The organism is Simplicispira suum (assembly GCF_003008595.1).
Classification (GTDB): domain Bacteria; phylum Pseudomonadota; class Gammaproteobacteria; order Burkholderiales; family Burkholderiaceae_C; genus Simplicispira; species Simplicispira suum.
Window position 1 is genome coordinate 2,227,842 of the sequence record NZ_CP027669.1, and the last position, 19,917, is coordinate 2,247,758.

The 19,917-nt window shown below is 64.2% G+C and carries 16 protein-coding genes and 1 pseudogene; 13 read left to right on the forward strand and 4 right to left on the reverse strand.

The features are described from left to right. Positions 1 to 6 precede the first annotated feature (6 nt). The 9 genes from C6571_RS10380 to C6571_RS10420 all read left to right on the forward strand — a co-directional run bounded on the left by C6571_RS10380 (position 7) and on the right by C6571_RS10420 (position 7,362). Positions 7 to 744, forward strand: coding sequence for a DUF4126 domain-containing protein (locus C6571_RS10380; RefSeq protein ID WP_106446610.1), 738 nt, complete (start codon positions 7 to 9; stop codon positions 742 to 744). After that, the gene (locus C6571_RS10385; protein WP_106446611.1) at positions 737 to 2,758 is read left to right on the forward strand and encodes an acetyl-CoA carboxylase biotin carboxylase subunit; all 2,022 of its coding nucleotides are present in this window, start codon (positions 737 to 739) and stop codon (positions 2,756 to 2,758) included. Before C6571_RS10380 ends, C6571_RS10385 begins: the two co-directional genes overlap by 8 nt. Positions 2,759 to 2,795: 37 nt before the next feature. Further along, entirely contained in the window at positions 2,796 to 3,716 is a 921-nt protein-coding gene (locus C6571_RS10390) for a 2-hydroxyacid dehydrogenase (RefSeq protein ID WP_106446612.1), read from the forward strand. Positions 3,717 to 3,848: 132 nt separating this feature from the next. Then, positions 3,849 to 4,451: a nucleotidyltransferase domain-containing protein gene (locus tag C6571_RS10395; RefSeq protein WP_106446613.1), complete on the forward strand. Its 603-nt coding sequence runs from the start codon at positions 3,849 to 3,851 to the stop codon at positions 4,449 to 4,451. Next, positions 4,405 to 4,860 (forward strand): DNA-binding protein, encoded by a 456-nt coding sequence (locus C6571_RS10400; protein WP_106446614.1) that lies wholly within the window; start codon positions 4,405 to 4,407, stop codon positions 4,858 to 4,860. The genes C6571_RS10395 and C6571_RS10400 overlap by 47 nt, the downstream gene beginning before the upstream one ends. Before the next feature lie 168 nt (positions 4,861 to 5,028). Then, a complete protein-coding gene (locus C6571_RS10405) occupies positions 5,029 to 5,937 on the forward strand; it encodes a hydroxymethylglutaryl-CoA lyase (RefSeq protein WP_106446615.1) in 909 nt (302 codons plus the stop codon). A gap of 5 nt (positions 5,938 to 5,942) precedes the next feature. Continuing rightward, positions 5,943 to 6,449, forward strand: a complete 507-nt coding sequence (locus C6571_RS10410) for a YbaK/EbsC family protein (protein WP_106446616.1) — start codon at positions 5,943 to 5,945, stop codon at positions 6,447 to 6,449. After that, positions 6,446 to 6,721, forward strand: a complete 276-nt coding sequence (locus tag C6571_RS10415) for a DUF1289 domain-containing protein (protein WP_106446617.1) — start codon at positions 6,446 to 6,448, stop codon at positions 6,719 to 6,721. The genes C6571_RS10410 and C6571_RS10415 overlap by 4 nt, the downstream gene beginning before the upstream one ends. Further along, positions 6,718 to 7,362 (forward strand): 2-hydroxychromene-2-carboxylate isomerase, encoded by a 645-nt coding sequence (locus tag C6571_RS10420; protein ID WP_106446618.1) that lies wholly within the window; start codon positions 6,718 to 6,720, stop codon positions 7,360 to 7,362. Before C6571_RS10415 ends, C6571_RS10420 begins: the two co-directional genes overlap by 4 nt. Before the next feature lie 77 nt (positions 7,363 to 7,439). Here C6571_RS10420 and C6571_RS10425 read toward each other — a convergent pair whose 3' ends face one another. From C6571_RS10425 to C6571_RS10435, 3 genes are all read right to left on the reverse strand, one after another. Beyond that, positions 7,440 to 9,176, reverse strand: coding sequence for a cation acetate symporter (locus C6571_RS10425; protein ID WP_106446619.1), 1,737 nt, complete (start codon positions 9,174 to 9,176; stop codon positions 7,440 to 7,442). After that, complete coding sequence (locus tag C6571_RS10430; protein ID WP_106446620.1) at positions 9,173 to 9,481, reverse strand: DUF485 domain-containing protein; 309 nt, start codon at positions 9,479 to 9,481, stop codon at positions 9,173 to 9,175. The genes C6571_RS10425 and C6571_RS10430 overlap by 4 nt, the downstream gene beginning before the upstream one ends. 344 nt (positions 9,482 to 9,825) lie before the next feature. Next, complete coding sequence (locus tag C6571_RS10435) at positions 9,826 to 10,515, reverse strand: hypothetical protein (protein ID WP_146139326.1); 690 nt, start codon at positions 10,513 to 10,515, stop codon at positions 9,826 to 9,828. A 59-nt stretch (positions 10,516 to 10,574) separates the two neighbouring features. Here C6571_RS10435 and C6571_RS10440 point away from each other — a divergent pair, with 59 nt between their 5' ends. Then, positions 10,575 to 11,219: a TetR/AcrR family transcriptional regulator gene (locus C6571_RS10440; protein ID WP_106446622.1), complete on the forward strand. Its 645-nt coding sequence runs from the start codon at positions 10,575 to 10,577 to the stop codon at positions 11,217 to 11,219. Positions 11,220 to 11,317: 98 nt separating this feature from the next. Here C6571_RS10440 and C6571_RS10445 read toward each other — a convergent pair whose 3' ends face one another. Continuing rightward, positions 11,318 to 12,430 (reverse strand): ABC transporter substrate-binding protein, encoded by a 1,113-nt coding sequence (locus tag C6571_RS10445; RefSeq protein WP_106446623.1) that lies wholly within the window; start codon positions 12,428 to 12,430, stop codon positions 11,318 to 11,320. A gap of 715 nt (positions 12,431 to 13,145) precedes the next feature. Between C6571_RS10445 and C6571_RS10450 the strand changes: the two are divergent. The 3 genes and pseudogenes from C6571_RS10450 to C6571_RS10460 form a co-directional block, all read left to right on the forward strand. Then, positions 13,146 to 18,740: pseudogene (locus tag C6571_RS10450) on the forward strand (excinuclease ABC subunit UvrA); the annotation flags it as partial. 135 nt (positions 18,741 to 18,875) lie between these two features. Further along, the gene (locus C6571_RS10455) at positions 18,876 to 19,376 is read left to right on the forward strand and encodes a hypothetical protein (RefSeq protein WP_106446625.1); all 501 of its coding nucleotides are present in this window, start codon (positions 18,876 to 18,878) and stop codon (positions 19,374 to 19,376) included. Between the two features lie 273 nt (positions 19,377 to 19,649). Then, complete coding sequence (locus tag C6571_RS10460; RefSeq protein ID WP_106446626.1) at positions 19,650 to 19,910, forward strand: DUF4212 domain-containing protein; 261 nt, start codon at positions 19,650 to 19,652, stop codon at positions 19,908 to 19,910. Positions 19,911 to 19,917: the final 7 nt, after the last annotated feature.

The window sequence follows — 19,917 nt, forward strand, 5'->3', positions numbered from 1 at the left end:
CCTCCCATGGACGCCCTCTGGCTGCACATCGTTCAATGGCTGCACACGGTCGGCCTGCATGTGGACGCCGGCACCGCGCGCGAGGTCGCGGGCGGCATGGCGCAGGCCACGCAGAAGCTCGACATGCCCAGCCTGCTGGCGCTGGCCGCAGCGCTGGGGTGGGCCAGCGGTTTTCGCTTGTACGCCGTGGTCTTTCTCGTCGGTCTGATGGGCTCCACCGGATTGCTGGCGCTGCCGGCGGGGCTGCATCTGCTGGAGAACCCATTGGTGCTGGCCGTGGCCGGCAGCCTGATGCTGGTGGAATTTTTTGCCGACAAAGTGCCCTGGGTCGACAGTGCCTGGGATGCTGTGCACACCGTGATCCGCGTACCGGGTGGCGCGCTGCTGGCCGCTGGCGTGTTTGGCGCCGACAACGCCACCATGGGCCTCGTTGCCGGGCTGCTTGGCGGCTCGCTTGCCGCCACCTCGATGGCCACCAAGATGACCACGCGTGCGGCAGTCAATACCTCGCCCGAGCCGTTTTCCAACGGTCTGGTCTCGCTGTTTGAAGACGGCCTGGTCGTAGGCGTGGTTTGGATGGCAACTCAGCATCCGTTGGCCTTTGGCTTCGCGCTGGTGGTGATGGTGCTGCTGTCCGTGCTGCTGCTGGTGGTGCTGTTCAAGTTTCTGCGCGCCGTTCTGCGGCGCATGTTTTTGTTCTTTGGCGGCTCTGCGCAGCCAGTCGTGGAGAAACCGAATGTTTAAGAAAATTCTGATTGCGAATAGGGGGGAGATTGCCTGCCGAGTGGCTGCAACCGCAAGGCGCATGGGCGTCAAGACGGTGGCCGTGTACTCGGATGCCGACGCGAACGCCAAGCATGTCGCGGTGTGCGACGAAGCCGTGCATATCGGCTCAAGCGCCCCCAAGGACAGCTACCTGCGCTGGGAGCGCATCCTTGAGGCGGCCAAGGCCACGGGCGCGCAGGCGATCCACCCTGGCTATGGTTTCCTCTCAGAGAACGAAGAGTTTGCCCAGGCCTGCACCAAGGCCGGCCTGGTTTTTATTGGCCCCCCAGCATCCGCCATCAAGGCCATGGGTCTCAAGGCCGAGTCCAAGCAATTGATGGAAAAGGCCGGCGTGCCGCTGGTGCCTGGCTACCACGGTGCCGACCAAGACCCTGCCCTGCTGCAGCGCGAGGCCGACCGCATTGGCTACCCCGTGCTCATCAAGGCCAGTGCGGGTGGCGGCGGCAAGGGCATGCGGGTGGTAGAGAAATCTGAAGACTTCGCCGCAGCTCTGGCCAGTTGCCAGCGCGAGGCCGTCAACAGCTTTGGCCTGGATGCGGTACTGGTTGAAAAGTACGTGCAACGCCCGCGCCACATCGAAATTCAGGTATTTGGTGACACGCTGGGCAACTACGTGTACCTGTTCGAGCGCGACTGCTCGGTGCAGCGCCGCCACCAGAAGGTGCTGGAAGAAGCGCCCGCTCCCGGCATGACGCCCGAGCTGCGCGCACGCATGGGCGAGGCGGCAGTTGCCGCCGCACGCGCAGTGCACTATGTGGGCGCCGGCACGGTGGAATTCATCGTCGAGCAGCCCGGCGGCTACGCGCACCCCGAGCAGATGAAGTTCTTCTTCATGGAAATGAACACGCGCCTGCAGGTGGAGCACCCGGTGACCGAAGCCATTACCGGCCAGGACCTGGTGGAGTGGCAACTGCGCGTGGCCTCGGGCGAGCCGCTGCCGTGCATGCAAGACCAACTGAAGATCACCGGCCACGCCATCGAAGCGCGCATCTGTGCCGAGAACCCCGACAACAACTTCCTGCCGGCCACGGGCGGACTCCATGTGTACGGCCTGCCCGAGTGCGTGAGCTTTGAAAGAGGCGCGGTGCGTGTCGATTCCGGTGTGCGGCAGGGTGATGCCATCAGCCCCTTCTACGACTCCATGGTGGCCAAGCTCATCGTGCATGGCGACACGCGCGAACAGGCCCTGGCGCGGCTCGATGAAGCGCTGGCGCAAACCCACATCGTCGGCCTGGCCACCAATGTGCAGTTTTTGCGCCGGGTGGCCCGCACCGATTCGTTTGCCAAAGCCCAGCTGGACACCGCCCTGATCCCGCGCGAGGAAGCCGTGCTGTTCAAGCAGGAGCCCATTGGCCTGGCGCTGGCGGTGGCCTCGGCGGTGGCACAAACGCTGCTGACCGAAACAGCGCAATCGGGTGTCGATCCGTTTAGCCAGCGTGATGGCTGGCGCTCGCACGGCTTGGTGCAGCGCCGCTTTGCCTTTGACTTCCATGACACGCCTGCGCAGGCGTTGCTGACCTACCAGCACGATGGCTCGCTGCATCTGGCAGTGGGTGAGGGCGCGGCCCAGGTGGCGGGGCCATTGTCGTTCCGGGCACAAGGCGCCACGAGTATCGACTTGCAGTTTGCCGGTCAGCGCCAGACCGTCAGCGTCTATGCACAGGGCGAGACCGAATACCTATTCGCGGCGCACGGTGCGACCGAGATCATTGAAATCGACCTGCTGGCACATGCTGGTGAAAACCAGGACGAAGGCGGCCGCCTGACCGCACCCATGCCGGGCAAAGTCGTGTCGTTTGCTGTGCAGGCTGGCGACACGGTGAGCAAGGGCCAGGCCCTGGCCGTGATGGAAGCCATGAAGATGGAGCACACCATTGCCGCGCCGGCTGACGGCGTGGTGGCCGAACTCCTGTATGCGCCGGGGGACCAGGTTACCGAAGGCGCTGAGCTGCTCAAGCTGACCGCTGCGTGACAGCCGGGGGAGGGATGCTGCGGTACGCTGGGTCGCCATGAAAATCAGTTTTTGCTGCACCGATACCAAGACCGAACCCTGGCTGCAAGGCCTGCAGGCTGCACTGCCGGAAGCGAATATCAGCGTCTGGCAGCCCGGCGCTCCCGTTGCCGACTACGCCGTAGTCTGGGCGCCGCCCCAGCAGTTTCTCGACGAGCAACCGACCCTCAAGGCGCTGTTCAACATCGGCGCCGGTGTGGACGCGCTGCTGCAGCTAGAACTCCCGCCCGGCTGCCGCGTGGTGCGCCTGGACGACGCCGGCATGGCGGTGCAAATGGCCGAATACGTCTGCCACGCGGTCATTCGGCATTTCCGGGAGCTGGGCGAGACCGAAGCTGCCATGCGGCGGGGTGAGTGGATCTACAGGAAGCCCCAGCTGCGCCAGAATTTTCCGGTCGGTGTGATGGGGCTGGGTGTACTCGGCGAACGCGTGGCGCGGGCGCTCACGCAGTTTGAATTTCCTGTCAACGGCTGGAGCCGTTCGCCCAAGTCGGTGGACGGCGTGCAAACATTTCATGGCGAAAGCGGGTTGGACGATTTCCTGGCCGCCAGCCGTGTGCTGGTGAACCTGCTGCCTCTGACGCCGGAGACCGAAAACATTCTGGACCAGCGCCGGCTCTCCCGCCTGCGACCGGGTGGCTATGTCATCAACGTGGCACGCGGTGCGCATTTGGTGGATCAGGACCTGATCGCGCTGCTGGACAGCGGCCACCTGGCGGGCGCTGCGCTCGATGTGTTCCGCACCGAGCCGCTGCCGCCCGCGCACCCGTTCTGGAAGCACCCGGCCATCACGCTCACGCCACACGCCTCGGCGCGCACCCTGCGGGACGAGACCATTGCGCAGATCGCCGGCAAGATCGCCGCCATGGAGCGTGGGGAGGCGGTTGCCGGCATCGTGGACCCTGTGCGTGGCTACTGAAGGCTGCAACAGCACCTATGCCGTTTGACGCCAACAGATACCGCACTGCGGCGCTTGCGACAGCGACAGCGGGTACGTGACATTTCCCGAATGAAGCAGAAGTAGCTACAATAAAAGCAAATAAAGCTACATATGCTGGCCGACCTGCTCTTTGGAAGCTACCGCAAGAAGGTACTCAGTCTGCTGCTGCTGCGGCCAGATGCGGATTACCACGTGCGCGAGTTGGCGCGCCAAACGGGCACCGCGCCGGGCACCCTGCACAAGGAGCTGGCACGCTTGGCGGCAGCTGGCCTGCTGCTGCGCAAGGAGCAGGGTAATCAGGTGCGCTATCAGGCCAACCGGGAATGCCCGGTCTTTGCCGAACTTGCCGGGCTGCTGCGCAAAACCACCGGCGCCGCGCAGGTGCTTACCGAGGCACTGGCACCCTTGGCCCCGTCCTTGGCGCTGATTTTCGGCTCCGTGGCCAGCGGCACCGAAACCGCCCACAGCGACGTGGATCTGTTGGTCGTCGGCGACTTGGGCTTTGCCGACGTGGTGCGCGCAACCCACGCCGCGCAGGCCGACCTGGGCCGCGAAGTCAACCCCGTGGTGCTCAGCGCCGCAGAGTTTCAGCGCCGCGTGCAAGCGCGCGACCCCTTTTTGGCCGAGATCCTCGCCAAACCCAAGCTCTTTTTGATGGGAGCCGACCATGACCTTAGCCAACTTGTTGGCCATACAGCGCCTGCTGGCGTTTAACGCCCCGCCCGAAGGCGTGCAACGCCTGCTGGCCGCAGCGGTGCGCAACCTGGCCGATGCGCAGATTGCCCAGCTCAGCGCCGAGAACCGGTTTGACGCGGCCTACAAATGCATCCTGCAGTGCGCCATGCTGGGTCTGTGGGCGCGCGGCTACCGCACTTCTACCAGCCAGCCCGGTCATCATCAAACTGCACTCCAAGCCTTGCCCCTCACCATGGGCTTGCCCAATGACACCATCATCGTGCTCGATGCATTGCGCAAGCAGCGCAACCTGAACGACTACGAAGGCGACCCGGTCAGCGATGGCGTTGTCGCCGAGTGCCTGACCCAAGCCCGGGCGCTGCTGGCCCACACGCAGCAGTTTCTGAAAACGCAGTTTCCCGATCTACTGCTTGTTCCCAAGAAATAACGACCGAGATGTTGGACGCAGACTGCGCACGATGCATCGACAGTTCTTGAGTACACGCTGTCACGGCCCAGCCAGGCCTGCATCCCGCCGGACAAAAGGGGTGCGCAGCTCAGGGCCGGAGCGTCGCCAGTACGGTCTCACAACATCCTTCAAAGTAGAAACCAAACCATGACCATTCCATCCCAAGTCCGCCTCATCGATGTCGGCCCGCGCGACGGCCTGCAGAACGAGAAATCGCCTGTGCCTGCCGAGGTCAAGATCGAATTGGTGCACCGCCTGCAAGCAGCCGGCCTGCAAGAGATCGAGGTCACCAGCTACGTCTCGCCAAAATGGGTGCCGCAGATGGCCGACAACCACGCGGTGATGCAGGGCGTGCAGCGCCAGAGCGGCGTGCGCTACTCGGTGCTCACGCCCAACCTCAAAGGCTTTGAGGCGGCGCTGCTGGATAAGCCCGACGAAATCGTCGTCTTCGGCTCCGCCAGCGAAGCCTTCAGCCAGAAAAACATCAATTGCAGCATTGCCGAGAGCATCGAGCGCTTTGCGCCCGTGGTCGAGGCGGCTCTGGCGGCGGGCATTGCGGTGCGCGGCGCCATGAGCTGCACCGTGGGCTGCCCGTACGAGGGTGAGATCGCACCCGAGCGCGTGGCGTATCTCGCGGGGCTGCTCAAAGGCATTGGCGTGCAGCGCGTGGACGTGGCCGACACCATTGGCGTGGGCACGCCGTACAAGGTGCAGTGGGCCATCGAGGCCACGCTGCAGCACTATGCGCTGGACGACGTCTCGGGGCATTTTCACGATACCTACGGCCAGGCGTTGGCGAATACGCTGGCGGCGCTGGAGCTGGGGGTGTGGAACTTCCAGACCTCGGTGGCGGGTCTGGGCGGCTGCCCTTACGCCAAGGGCGCGACTGGCAACGTGGCCACGGAAGACGTGGTGTACATGCTGCAAGGCATGGGCATCGACACCGGCATTGACCTCGACAGGCTGATCGACGCGGGCGTGTTCATCAGCGATTTTCTGGGGCGCAAGCCGAACTCGCGCGCGGCGACGGCGCTGCTCAACAAGCGGGCGGGGTGAACGGCATGTGTGGAGCCGAACCCAAGCCCCTGCCGGATGGGGTGCAGCGCGTGGCTGCGGCCTTGCAGGAGGCCGGCCACTTGCATGCGCCGCGCATGCTGGACGACGCCTGCCGCACCGCGCAACAAGCAGCGGATGCGCTAGGTATTGCCGTGGGCCAGGTGGCCAAGAGCATCATTTTCCGGCGCGTGTCGGACGACGCGGTGGTGCTGGTCATCACCTCAGGCGACCGGCGCGTGGACGCGACCAAGGTCGAAGCGCTGGTGGGGGCGCTGGGCCGTGCCGATGCCGCGTTCGTGAAAGCGCGCACCGGTTTTTCCATCGGCGGCGTGGCGCCCATTGCCCACGCGCTGCCGGGCGTGACCTTGATTGACCGCGAGCTGCTGCGCTTTGACACGCTGTGGGCGGCGGCCGGTCATCCGCATGCCGTCTTTGCGCTGTCTCCACACGATTTGCAGCGCCTGACCGGCGCGCCCCTGGCGGATGTCACCGAGGCCCCCACGTGCACATGACTGCTATACAGACAATAGCTGCTCGTGCAAGCACACTAAGCGCTGCAGGCTATTTTGACCATGATTCCAACGAAGTCGTGCCCTCGCCTTGCGTGTCGGTGTGCCGCATGTCGGCCGATGGCAGCCTGTGCGAGGGGTGTTTTCGCACCATCAACGAAATCCGACACTGGTCCGTGGCCGACGACGCCACGCGGCGCGCCATCTGGGTGCGGCTGCTAGGTCGTGCAGGCGCCCCCGTGCCAGAGAGTTTGCACACGACGGAGCAGCCATGAAACGCATCACCTTCTACCTCGACTTCATCTCTCCCTACGCCTGGCTGGCTTTCGAGCGCCTGCCCGAAGCGCTTGAAGGCCTGAGCTACAGCGTCGAATACCGGCCGGTGCTGCTGGGTGCGCTGTTGCAGCAATCAGGCAATCCCGGCCCCGTGGGCATTCCGTCCAAGCGCGACTGGACCTATCGGCATGTGAGCTGGCTGGGCCACTCGCTCGGCATCCCGCTGCAGATGCCGGCGCGCCATCCCTTCAACCCCTTGCCCTTGCTGCGCCAAGCGCTGGCCTGCTCGGCGGATGGCAGCGTCAACCGCTTCGTGGCGGGCACGCTGCTGCGCCATGTGTGGGTGGGCGGGCACGATGCGCTCGACCCCGCTCGGCTTGATGCGCTGGCCGAGGCACTGGCGCCACAGCTCAAGCCGGAGATGGAGCCACAGGGCCCTGCGGTAAAAGCCCTGCTGCGCAGCAACACCGATGCGGCGGCGGCTCACGGCGTGTTTGGCGTTCCGGCCTTTGGCGTGGACGACAAGCTTTTCTGGGGACTCGACAGCCTGCCCATGCTGCGCGCCTGGCTGGAAGGCGATGCCTGGTTTGGCTCGGGCTGGGGCGCGTCGGCCCAAGTACCCAGCGGCCTGGGAGCATAAAAAAACCGGGCACAGGGCCCGGCAAAGTGGCGCGGATTTCTGGGGCCGCGCCCTTGGGCTCGTGCCCATTTTCGGGTTCAGTGTCCCGAAGCGCCTGATGCTCCCAGCCCCGTTTCCGAACGCACCTGCTGCGCCGGAAAGGCCGCGCGCTCGCGAGCAGCATTGGAGCTCCTGTCGGTGATCGAGAACAGCCAGATACCGACAAAGCCAATGGTCATCGAGAACAGCGCAGGCGAGGTGTAGGGGAACCAGGCGGAGCCAGCCGGGTGGCTCAGCGTGCCTTCCCAGACCGACGGTGAGACGACGGTCAGGCACACCGAAGAAATGAGTCCCAGAAAACCGCCAATCACCGCGCCGCGCGTCGTGCAGTCTTTCCACAGCACCGACAGGAACAGCACCGGGAAGTTGGCAGAAGCCGCCACCGCAAAGGCCAGCGAGACCATGAAGGCGATGTTCTGCTTCTCGAAGGCGATGCCCAGGATCACCGCCACGATACCCAGGCATACGGTGGTGATGCGCGAAACACGCAGCTCGGAGGCGCTGTCGGCCTGGCCCTTCTTCACCAGCGTGGCATAGAGGTCGTGCGATACGGCCGAGGCGCCCGAGAGCGTCAGGCCGGCCACCACGGCCAGGATGGTGGCAAACGCCACGGCCGAGATAAAGCCGTAGAAGACGTTGCCGCCCACCGACTTGGCCACCAGCACCGCCGCCATGTTGGCTGTGCCCGCGCCGCCGTGGATCACGCCCTTGGCGACATCGGCCATTTCCGGATTGGTCAGCACCAGGGTGATGGCGCCAAAGCCGATGATGAAGATCAGCACGTAGAAGTAGCCGATCCAGGTCGTGGCCCACAGCACCGATTTGCGGGCTTCCTTGGCATCGGGAACGGTGAAGAAGCGCATCAGAATGTGCGGCAGGCCCGCGGTGCCGAACATCAGCGCCATACCAAACGAGATCGCCGAGATCGGGTCCTTGATGAAACCGCCTGGGCCCATGATGGCCAGGCCTGCCTTGGCGGCTTCTTCCGGTGTTTTGCCGGTGTTGGCCGCGATGGCCGTGCGCACTTGCACGCCCTTGGCAAACAGCGCTTCGGGGCTGAAGCCAAACTGCGCCAGCACCATGTAGGCCATGAAAGTCACCCCAGCCAGCAGCAAACAGGCCTTGATGATCTGGACCCAGGTGGTGGCGGTCATGCCGCCAAACAGCACGTAGACCATCATCAGCACGCCGACGACGACCACAGCCATCCAGTATTCCAGGCCAAACAGCAGCTTGATGAGCTGGCCAGCGCCAACCATCTGTGCGATCAGGTAGAAGGCAACGACGATCAGTGTTCCCGAAGCGGCGAAGGCGCGGATGGGCCCTTGCTGGAAGCGGTAGCCCGCCACGTCGGCAAAGGTGAACTTGCCCAGGTTGCGCAGGCGCTCGGCCATCAGAAAGGTGATGATGGGCCAGCCCACCAGGAAGCCGATCGAGTAGATCAGGCCGTCGTAGCCCGACGCCATGACGGCGGCGGAAATGCCCAGGAAGGAGGCGGCCGACATGTAATCGCCGGCAATCGCCAGGCCGTTCTGGAAGCCCGTGATACCGCCGCCTGCGGTGTAGAAGTCGGATGCCGACTTGGTCTTGGAGGCGGCCCACTTGGTGACCCACAGGGTGAGCAGCACGAAACCGCCGAACATGCTGATGGCCGTCCAGTTCGTGGCCTGCTTGGTCGCCTGCCCCAGATCGGCACCGGCAGCCTGGGCTGCGCCCACGGCAAAGCAGGCAAGCAGCGCCAGGAGCGCCGCGCGTGGTGTGTTGCGGACGTTCATTTCGTGGCGTCCTTCAAGATGTCCTTGGTCAACGCGTCGAACTCGCCGTTGGCGCGCCGCACGTAGATGCCGGTGATGACAATGGTGAAGATGATCACTGCCATCCCGATCGGGATACCCAGCGAGGTCACGCCCGCGCCAATGGGCTGCGCCAGAAACGATTTGTCAAACGCGATCAGCGCGATGTAGCCGTAGTAAACGACCAACATCAAGATGGTGAGCGTGATGCCCAGCCGGTTGCGTTTATGTTTGAGAAGCGCGTATTTGGGATTGCGCTGAATTTTGTCTACTACCGGATCGGTCATGTGGTTTCCTGCTGTTGCTGCGCCCCAGGCCCCGAAAGCTCGGGCGGGCGGCGGATTCTCAGCAGGCGCACTGACCAAGTTCTTACGCCAAAAACGCTGCAGCAAGTTGCTTTGCTGCAATGCACCAAAGCGGGGCGGCCCGGAAGACCCGCGTTTCGCATGGTGGCGACAAATCACAGGGTTTACCCGCGAGTTGTCAGCTTGCCATTAGCTTGTCGCAAGCTGGTGTAAGGCAGGCATCAGCCACATGTCAGGGACAGCCTCTGGGCATAAAAAAATATTCTTTTGGATAGCCTGCACGCAGAGGCAATGTGAGTGCGCGTTTGGCAACGCCCGTTTGTATTTCAGGCGCCGTGGACGTTCGGGACAAACGGCGTGAGGTAGCGAACCGGGATCTGCTCCAGAGGAATCCCGGCCGCCAGCCACCAAACCAATGCAGCCGCCATGACGACACCGACGGCCAGCATTCCCCCCAACACCGCTTGCCTATGGCCGACCGGCACGTTCCAGTACAAGCCACAGCCCGCATGGGTCCAGAACGAGAGCACGCCGAGAAAGTAGTAGGGAGCGAAGAACAGGGTCCAGGGTGCAACATGCAGCCCTGCGGCGGCAAAGTAGACGTTGGTGTCCACGCCCTGCAGGCGTGCACCGAGCACGGCACCTACATGCACCAGCATGAAAAACATGAGATAGGCACCCGACAGCGCCTGTGCCCAGGCCACCCAGCCACTTCGCCCGCCCCGGCCGCGCCAGAGCAGGCGTGCGCCGCTGCCGATCTGAAACAGCACGCTGGCAAGCAACAGGGCTTCCACGAAGCCTTGGCGGTACAGCGTGCGCAGGGCCTCCATGACCTCCAGGTGCAGACCCACCCCTGCCAGACCAGCCACATGGTTGCCCAGGTGCATCAGTACGAAGCCTGCCAACAGCATGGCGCTGGTTCGATGCAGCAGGCGCAGTTCCCAGGAAGCTTGCGGGCTTTTGGTGTGGGGCGGAGGGGACACGCGGGGATCCATCATCGGGTGGGAGGTTTTCATGCGGCTCAGCATAATCAGCGCTTGCGCCTTCTCCTACTCGCTTTGCACTCAGCTTTTGTATGCCGTCTTCGTCACCTGCACCGCGCCGCAAGCCACGGCAAGAGCGTTCGCTTTTCACGGTGGAAGCCATCTTTCAGTCGGTCAGGCAGATCGTGGCGACCCAGGGAGAGGCGGGCCTTACATCCAACCGGATTGCAGAGGTTGCCGGGGTGTCGATCGGATCTCTGTACCAATATTTTCCGAGCAAGGAGGCCATTCTTGCGGCCATGCTCGACCGGCATTGCGAAAAGGTCATGCTGGAACTCGATGCCTTGCTGGCGCAAGGTGAGCAGGAGCAATGGCCGTTGGCAGACCTGGTCCGGAAGTACGTGCGGCACTACCTTGCAGCGTTTGCTGGCGGCACCGAAGTCCAGCGCTCGCTCGCTCGCCTTTCCTGGCAAATCGATTACCGCGCGGCCATGCTGTTGGCAGTGCGCGGCGCCAGCGAGCGCCTGGCGTTTCACTTGCAGCGCCTGGCCGCCCGTGCAGGAGCCTTGTTGCCCACGCCAGCGCAGCTGTTTGTGCTGACGCGCGCCTTTATGGGCACCGTGCGATACGCGTCTCTGGAGCAATCGCCCCTATTGGACCGCCCCGAACTCGAAGAAGCCCTGGCTCAGTTGAGTCTCGCGTTCTTGATTCCGGGTGCGGAGCCGTCGCTAGCGTAGTGTTTCGCTCTTATTGGTACTTTCAGAGCCCCGATAAAGGTTCACGGCAAGGCGCAGCTCGCTGAAAGTGCCAATAAGAGCGAAACACTACGCTAGGCTCACCGGCGGAAATGGCCCTCCGGTCCGATGATGGAGAGATCGGAAAAATCAAGTCCTGAGTGGTCGTCTGCAGTGTAGCTGAGTGTGAGGCCACCCAGGTCGAACTTGTTGAACGTCTCCAGCGCCTTGTGCAGGCTGGCGCGCGTCGGGTTGGGTCCGGCGCGGCGCAAGCCTTCCACCAGCACTTTGGCGTTGGTAAAGCCCTCGACCATGGCGGGCGTGAGCTGGATTTTGGCTTGCTGCGCCAGGGCCGTTGCCTCGCGCACCAGCGGAAAGGTGACCGCCCGCTCCGACGGGAAGACCTGCGTTACCACCACGCCGCGCGACTCGCCCCCCAGCGCTTTGACGAAGCCGCCGGAGGCGTTGTTGGACAGCGTGACGATCTGCCCGGTGACGCCGGCAGCGCGCATGGCCTTGATGCCGTCGACCACGGCCGAGCCGGTGCCGAAAATAAGCACCGCCTGCGGGTTTTGCTTGGCGACAGCCGGCGCGATGGCGCTGAAATCGGGTTTGGCGCGATCAAATTTCTCTACGAACAGCGCTTCGAGCTTGTTGTCTTTGAAGCCGGCGAGCGCGCCGGCCAGTGCGTCGGCGCCAAAGGTGTCGTCCACGTGGACCACGCCGATGCGCTGCACTCCCAGGGTGGCCAAATGGCCGATGGCCTTTTTCACTTCGCGCTGGTAGGGCGCGCGGACGTTGAAAATGTTTTTCTTCACCGGTTCGTGCAGCACCATGGCGCCGGTGGACGGGCCCACCAGCGGCACGCCGAATTCATCAAGCAGCGGAAGAATGCCCACGGTGTGCGGTGTGCCGCGTGTCATGAACAGCGCCAGTACGCCCTTGTCGACGATCAGCGTGCGTGTGTTGGAAAGTGTGAGCTTGGGGTCGAATTTGTCGTCCAGGGTCAGCACTTCGATCTTCTGGCCGTTCACCCCGCCACGCGCATTCACTGCGTCGAAGTACAGCTGCGCGCCGCCCATGGATTCCTTCACCGTGGCTGCAGCCGAGCCTGTCACGCCCACGGTCTGCCCAATCAATAACTGCGCATGCAGCGCGCCCTGCAGACCTGCCAGCAACCCGCTGGCGGCAATGAAGAATTTCCAGAATTTCATGGGTGCTCCTTGGCAATGCGGTTCTGAGTTTAGGTCAGGACGCAGCACGTGACCACCTGCATGGAAGTGGCGTTATTTCCGACAGAGCACGGACGCCGCTCCACTCCTATGATGTTTGCCCCTAAGGGATGTCCTGCACAACTCCTCGCGGCGTGTGACAGCACGGCCTCGGGCGGTCTGCGGCGTTGCGTTTCACAGCCAATATCACCGGCTATTGGCTGTGAAACGCGCCTTGCATCCCATCCCGATCCGCACTGCACCCACTCCCATAAAGTTATGCAGGACATCCCGACTGAAAGAGCCCATGTCTGAAGGAACGATCCGCATCCACGGTGCGCGCCAGCACAATTTGAAAAACCTTGACGTCGAGCTGCGCACCGGCGAGCTGACGGTGGTCACCGGCCCGAGTGGTTCGGGCAAGTCCAGCCTGGTGTTCGACACGCTGTACGCCGAAGGTCAGCGGCGTTACGTCGAAACCTTCAGCGCCTACGCGCGCCAGTTTCTCGACCGCATGGACAAGCCGGCGGTGGACAAGGTGGAGGGCGTGCCGCCGGCCATTGCGATTGACCAGAGCAACCCGGTGCGCAGCTCGCGCTCGACCGTCGGCACGATGACCGAGATCAACGATCACCTCAAGCTCCTGTTTGCCCGCGCCGGCCAGCTGTTTGACCGGCAGACCGCACAGCCGGTGCGCCACGACTCGCCGGAGACGATTTATGCCGAGCTGGTGGATCGGTTTGGACAAGGCGACGATCGTCTGGTGGTCACCTTTCCTGTCGAGCTGCCTGCGGGTACCAGCGCTGAGCAGGTTGCCGAGTGGCTCTCGGCCAGCGGCTTCACCAAGATTCAGGCCGAGCGCGAGCTGGAGGGCGTGAAACTGCTGGACGTCGTGGCCGACCGCTTCCGCATCGGCAGCGCAGAAAAATCCCGCGCCATCGAGGCCATTGAAGTCGCGCTCAAGCGCAGCGGCCGCATTGCGGTCTATCGGCTGGTGGAGGGCGGCGAGCCCGAGCTGTGGAAGTTCTCGACCGGCCTGCACTCGCCCGACAGCAATCTGCGCTACGCCGAGCCGCTGCCGTCCATGTTCTCGTTCAACTCGCCCGCCGGCGCTTGCGAAACCTGCCGCGGTTTCGGCCGGGTGATTGGCGTGGACTACGGCCTGGTCGTCCCCGACGAGAAGAAGACGCTGCGCGCCGGCGCCATCAAAACCCTGCAAACCCCCGCCTGGAAGGAAGCGCAGGACGACCTGATGCGCCACGCCGAGACGGCCGGGATTCCGCGCGACACCGCCTGGAATCGCCTCACGCCCGAGCAGCAACAGTGGGTGATTGGCGGCTCGCCGAACTGGAACGGCAAGTGGAACCAGCAGTGGTACGGCATTGCGCGCTTCTTTGAATACCTGGAGAGCAAGGCGTACAAGATGCACATCCGCGTGCTGCTGTCCAAGTACCGCAGCTACACGCAATGCCCTACTTGCGCCGGCGCGCGCCTCAAGACGGAAAGTTTGCTCTGGCGCATCGGCAGCAAGGCGGACGCCGACGCGGTGCTGCCGCCGGCTCAAAGGTTTATGCCGCAGGGCGTGGCCTGGGGCCGAGAGCAGTTGGAGGCGCTGCCGGGGCTGTGTCTGCACGATTTGATGCTGCTGCCGCTTAGCCGGGTGCGCAGCTTCTTTGAGCGTTTGTCGAAAGACACTATTAAGTTGATAGCTGGTAGCGCAGATGGAATAAGCGCTGGAGGCCAGTTTAGCTCAAAAAATGATGCCATAGAGGTGCCCGCACTTTCCGCCAGCGCCGCACGCGAAAGCGGCGACGCGCAGGCGCTCAAGCTCCTGCACGAGGAAATCGGCACGCGCCTCAAATATCTGGACGAAGTCGGCATTGGCTACCTCACACTGGATCGGCAAAGCCGCACGTTGTCAGGCGGCGAGGTGCAGCGCATCAACCTGACCACGGCCCTGGGCACGTCGCTGGTCAACACGCTGTTCGTGCTGGACGAGCCCAGCATCGGCCTGCACCCGCGCGACATGCACCGCATCACCGAGGCCATGCTGCGCCTGCGCGACGCCGGCAACACGCTGGTGGTGGTGGAGCACGACCCGGCGGTCATGCTCGCCGCCGACCGCGTGCTCGACTTCGGCCCCGGCCCGGGCGAGCGGGGCGGGCGCATTGTGTTCGACGGCACGCCCGAGCAACTGCGCCGCGCCGACACGCTCACCGGCCAGTACCTGGGCGGGCGCAAGCAGGTCGGCCTGCCGTTTGCGCGGAAAGTGACGGAGGCCACGCCGCGCCTCATCCTCGAAGGCGCGCGCGAGCACAACCTGAAGAACATCACGGTGGATTTCCCGCTGCAGCGCCTGGTCACCGTCACCGGCGTCAGCGGCTCGGGCAAATCCAGTCTGATTCAGGACGTGCTGGCACCCGCCTTGCTGCGCCACTTCGGCAAAGCGACCGAAACCCCGGGCGCACACGACCGCCTGCTGGGGGCGGACCACCTCTCGGACGTGGTGTTTGTCGACCAGTCGCCGATCGGCAAGACGGCGCGCTCGAACCCGGTCAGCTACGTTGGCGCCTGGGACGCCATCCGCGAACTGTTTGCCGCCGCCCCGCTGGCGCGCGAGCGCGGCTACAGCGCCAGCAAATTCAGCTTCAACAGCGGCGACGGCCGCTGCCCGACCTGCGGCGGCTCGGGCTTCGAGCATGTGGAGATGCAGTTTCTCAGCGATGTTTACCTGCGCTGCCCGGACTGCGACGGCAAGCGCTACCGCCCCGAAATCCTCGAAGTCACCATCGCCCGCAAGAAGCCACAGAAATTGGGGTCAGACTCCGATTTTTCAGGGGGCATCTATCAAACCAAGGAATTGGAGTCTGACCCCAATTTTTCGGTTTCGCTCTCGGTGGCGGATGTGCTGGCGCTGACGGTGAGCGAAGCGGTGGCGATTTTTGCCCACGACCGCGAGGTGCTGCGCGCCCTGGCGCCGATTGTCGAAGTGGGGCTGGAATACGTGAAGCTGGGTCAGCCGGTTCCCACGCTCAGCGGCGGCGAGGCGCAGCGGCTCAAGCTGGCGGGGTTTCTGGCGGGGGCGGCGAAAAGCGCGTCCAGCAGCCGCCAGCCGCTGGCGCGGCGCGGCACGCTGTTCTTGTTTGACGAACCGACCACCGGACTGCACTTTGACGACATCGCCAAGCTGATGCGCGCGTTTGGGCGGCTGCTGGATGCGGGCCACTCGCTCGTCGTCATCGAGCACAACCTGGACGTGATCGCGGCTTCCGATTGGCTGATTGACCTGGGGCCGGAAGGCGGCGACGGCGGCGGCGAGCTCGTGGCCGAAGGGCCGCCCGATGGGGTGCGTGAGCACCCGCGCTCGCACACCGGCGCGGCGCTGCGCGACTACGCCGCCGCGCTGGGGGCGGGCGGCAGCGGCGTGTCCGACGCCCTGTCCATGCTCCTGAATCAGAAGCGCCTGGCGAAAGCGCAGCGTGCGCTGCAGGCCAAAAACAGCATAGAAATTGTGAACGCCCGCGAGCACAACCTGCAAGGCCTGTCGGTGGAGATTCCGCGCGGGCGCTTCAACGTGATCACGGGCGTCAGCGGCTCGGGCAAATCCACGCTGGCGTTCGATATTTTGTTCAACGAAGGCCAGCGGCGCTACCTCGAATCGCTCAACGCCTACGCCCGCAGCATCGTGCAACCGGCGGGGCGGCCCGAGGTCGATGCGGTCTACGGCATCCCGCCGACGGTGGCGATCGAGCAGCGCCTCTCGCGCGGCGGGCGCAAGAGCACGGTGGGCACCACCACCGAGGTCTGGCATTTTCTGCGCCTGCTGTACGTCAAGCTGGGCACGCAGCACTGCATCCACGACGGCGCGGCGGTGCAGCCGCAAACGCCCGAGCGCATTGCCGCGCAGCTGATGCGCCAGTTTCGCGGCCAGCACATCGGCCTGCTGGCGCCCCTGGTGGTGGCGCGCAAGGGCGTCTACACCGAGCTGGCGGACTGGGCTCGGCCACGCGGCTACACGCATTTGCGCGTCGATGGCAACTTCGTTCCCGTCACACCGTTCTCACGCCTCGACCGCTTCAAGGAACACACCATTGAACTGCCGGTGTGGAGCCTGGATATCACGCCGGCGAACGAAGCGCAGCTGCGCCAGCAACTGGCCCGCGCGCTGGAGCTGGGCAAGGGCGTGGTGCATGTGCTGAGCGATCTCGGTGGCCTCTCCGAAGCGTTAAGCGCCGGCGCGCCCACGGCAGGCATCGGGCAGTTGCAGGTGATCTCCACCCAGCGCGCCTGCCCTGTCTGCGCCACCTCGTACCCCGAGCTTGACCCGCGCCTGTTCTCGTACAACAGCAAGCACGGCTGGTGCCCGGATTGCGTCGGCACCGGCGTCCAGCTGAACAAGGAGCAGCGCAAGGTGTTCGACGATTCGGTGCAAGCCGCCGACCAGAAGGGCCGCGAGCAGACCTTTGCCGAGCCCGAAGCAGAAGACGTGCAGGACCTTGCCTGCCCGAGCTGCGCCGGCACCCGCCTGAACCCGACCGCGCGCGCGGTGCAGTTTGCCGGCGTGGCGATTACGGATCTGGCCCAGCGCTCGGTGAAGGACATGCACGCCTGGGTGCAAAGCCTGGACGCAGAGGATGCGGCGGTCGCCCAAACCAACACCGCCTTTGCCCTCACCACCCGCGAAGCAGCCATCGCCCGCGACCTGCTGCCCGAGATAGCCGGGCGCCTGTCCTTTCTCGAACAGGTCGGCCTGGGCTACCTGACGCTGGAGCGCGGTGCCCCCACGCTCAGCGGTGGCGAGGCGCAGCGCATCCGCCTGGCGGCGCAGCTTGGCAGCAATTTGCAGGGCGTGTGCTACGTGCTGGACGAGCCGACCATCGGCCTGCACGCGCGCGACAACCAGATGCTGCTGGGCGCGCTGCGCCAACTGAGCGAGCACGGCAACACCCTGGTGGTGGTCGAGCACGACGAGGACACCATCCGCGCCGCCGACCACATCATCGACATCGGCCCCGGCGCGGGAAAACGCGGCGGCACGCTGGTGGCGCAGGGCACGGTGCAAGACATCACCGCCGCCACGAGCTCGCAAACCGGCCGCTATTTGCTGCACGCCATGCGGCACCCGTTGCAGGCACGGCGCCTGGTGGCGGAGTACCGCGAAGCGCAACAGGCAGATGCTTCTGTTTCGATAGCTGGTAGCGCAGATGGAATAAGCGCTGGAGGCCAAAAACACCCAAAAATTGACGCAGCCCCCGTCTGGCTCACCGTCCATGGCGCGCAGCTGCACAACCTGCAAAACGTCACCGCCCATGTGCCGCTAGGCCGCCTGGTTGCCATCACGGGGGTCAGCGGCTCAGGCAAATCGACGCTGGCGCGCGATGTGCTGCTGACCAATGTCCAGGCCTGGGTGCAGCAGCGCTCGACCAAGGCCGGGCGCGACGCCATGGATGCGGGCCGGGCGCCGGCGCTGGTGGGTTGCACGGGCCTGTCGGGCTTTGAAACCATCGACCGCGTGCTGGAGGTGGACCAGACGCCAATCGGCAAAACCCCGCGTTCCTGTCCCGCCACCTACATCGGCTTCTGGGACACGGTGCGCAAGCTGTTTGCCGAAACCCTGGAAGCCAAGGCGCGCGGCTATGCGCCGGGGCGCTTCAGTTTCAACACCGGCGCGGGCCGCTGCGCGGTCTGCGAAGGGCAGGGCGTGCGCACCATTGAAATGAGCTTTCTGCCCGACGTCAAAGTGCCTTGCGAAGCCTGCCACGGCGCGCGCTTCAACCCGGAAACGCTGGCCGTCACCTGGCGCGGCAAAAGCGTCGGCGAGATATTGCAGATGGAGGTCGACGAAGCGGTCGGCTTCTTCGCCGCCATGCCGGCCATTGCGCACCCGCTGCAATTGCTCAAGGACGTGGGCCTGGGCTACCTCACCCTCGGCCAACCCAGCCCCACGCTCAGCGGCGGCGAGGCGCAGCGCATCAAGCTCGTCACCGAGCTGACCAAGGTGCGCGACGAGGTCGGGCGGCGCGGACAGAAGGCGCCGCACACCTTGTACGTGCTGGACGAGCCCACGGTGGGCCTGCACATGGCCGATGTGGACCGCTTGATTCACGTACTGCACCGACTGGTGGGCGCGGGCCACAGCGTGGTCGTGATCGAGCACGACCTGGACGTGATTGCCGAAGCCGACTGGGTGCTGGATCTGGGGCCAGAAGGCGGAAGCGGAGGCGGGCGCATCGTCGCAGCGGGAACGCCGGAAGACGTAGTGCGTGCTGGTACGCCCACCGGCGCAGCACTGGCGCCGGTGCTCGCCCGCTGATGCGGCGGTGGCGGTGTCCTACGGGAGTCAGGGCCGAGCGCGCACAAACGTCTGTAGAGGGCACTTCTAGCATCGGGAATGCGCGGCAGCTTCTCTGCCGCAGTTCTTTGATGACACCTTCTTTTGGAGTCCCCTATGCCTGCCACTCGCATCCTTCTCGCCGCTGCTGCGGCCACTGCCCTTCTTCTGACCGCCTGCGGCGGTGGATCCGACGAAGACCCGATTCCCAGCGACAAGCCTGGCGTTCTGACGGTAAGCCAAGCCACGGTGAGCGGGCTCAATGGCATCTATGGCGATGGCACGATCAATCTGACCGATGTCGAGCGCAAGAACCCCATCGGGCCGACACCGGAGCTGTGCTCGTTCAAGTTCGATGGTGCGAAAAAAGTGGGGTCGGGTGCCGAAGCGTTTGGCGACTTGCGCTACGAAAGCGGAGGCAACGCGCTGTACGTCATTTATCTCACTTTTGACGGCAAGGAATACACCAGCGACGAGACCACCGACACAGCGGTGCGACGCGACCTCGATCAGATTTTTCTGAATGGAAAAATCCTTCGCGCCAGCGACGATTCGGGCGCCACCGTCAAAGTCAGCGCAGTGATTCCCATGCGCGGAAACCGTCCCGCCGGCTGCTGATTTACCACGCAGAAGGGCCCCGGCATGCCAACAAGGCATGCCGGGGTCTTTTGCATGGCGAAAACGAATTCGGGTTAACGCGGGGTGTCGCGCCGCTGATTTATCGGTGTTTTCCCTTGTCTTCGCTTTTTCGCCGCAGGTTTGTGATCTTTCATCAGTCGGCTGTAAGGATTTCCGTTAAAAGTCCGTCTCGCAAACATGTGGCCTGGACCGCAGAATGCGTGGGGGCGGCGGGTTTTCTCGCCGTATTTCTGAAACGAAAAAGGGGACTACATGAAGGAAGACAAAAGCAGTCAGGCCTACTGGAAGGCCACGCTAAGCCTGTTGTTCAAGATATTGATCGTCTGGTTTCTCGTGTCGTTCGGGGCCGGCATTCTGTTCGCAGACATGCTCAACAACATCAAGCTGGGCGGCTATCCGCTTGGATTCTGGTTTGCCCAGCAGGGCTCCATCTACGTCTTTATTGTGCTGATTTTTTATTACGCCAAGAAGATGGGTGACATTGACCGCCGCTTCAACGTGCACGAAGAGTGAGGACTGA

Coding starts and splice junctions, on each gene's coding strand:
- C6571_RS10380 (WP_106446610.1), top strand. CDS start 7: ATGGACGCCCTCTGGCTGCACATCGTTCAATGGCTGCACACGGTCGGC.
- C6571_RS10385 (WP_106446611.1), top strand. CDS start 737: ATGTTTAAGAAAATTCTGATTGCGAATAGGGGGGAGATTGCCTGCCGA.
- C6571_RS10390 (WP_106446612.1), top strand. CDS start 2,796: ATGAAAATCAGTTTTTGCTGCACCGATACCAAGACCGAACCCTGGCTG.
- C6571_RS10395 (WP_106446613.1), top strand. CDS start 3,849: ATGCTGGCCGACCTGCTCTTTGGAAGCTACCGCAAGAAGGTACTCAGT.
- C6571_RS10400 (WP_106446614.1), top strand. CDS start 4,405: ATGACCTTAGCCAACTTGTTGGCCATACAGCGCCTGCTGGCGTTTAAC.
- C6571_RS10405 (WP_106446615.1), top strand. CDS start 5,029: ATGACCATTCCATCCCAAGTCCGCCTCATCGATGTCGGCCCGCGCGAC.
- C6571_RS10410 (WP_106446616.1), top strand. CDS start 5,943: ATGTGTGGAGCCGAACCCAAGCCCCTGCCGGATGGGGTGCAGCGCGTG.
- C6571_RS10415 (WP_106446617.1), top strand. CDS start 6,446: ATGACTGCTATACAGACAATAGCTGCTCGTGCAAGCACACTAAGCGCT.
- C6571_RS10420 (WP_106446618.1), top strand. CDS start 6,718: ATGAAACGCATCACCTTCTACCTCGACTTCATCTCTCCCTACGCCTGG.
- C6571_RS10425 (WP_106446619.1), bottom strand. CDS start 9,176: ATGAACGTCCGCAACACACCACGCGCGGCGCTCCTGGCGCTGCTTGCC.
- C6571_RS10430 (WP_106446620.1), bottom strand. CDS start 9,481: ATGACCGATCCGGTAGTAGACAAAATTCAGCGCAATCCCAAATACGCG.
- C6571_RS10435 (WP_146139326.1), bottom strand. CDS start 10,515: ATGAAAACCTCCCACCCGATGATGGATCCCCGCGTGTCCCCTCCGCCC.
- C6571_RS10440 (WP_106446622.1), top strand. CDS start 10,575: ATGCCGTCTTCGTCACCTGCACCGCGCCGCAAGCCACGGCAAGAGCGT.
- C6571_RS10445 (WP_106446623.1), bottom strand. CDS start 12,430: ATGAAATTCTGGAAATTCTTCATTGCCGCCAGCGGGTTGCTGGCAGGT.
- C6571_RS10455 (WP_106446625.1), top strand. CDS start 18,876: ATGCCTGCCACTCGCATCCTTCTCGCCGCTGCTGCGGCCACTGCCCTT.
- C6571_RS10460 (WP_106446626.1), top strand. CDS start 19,650: ATGAAGGAAGACAAAAGCAGTCAGGCCTACTGGAAGGCCACGCTAAGC.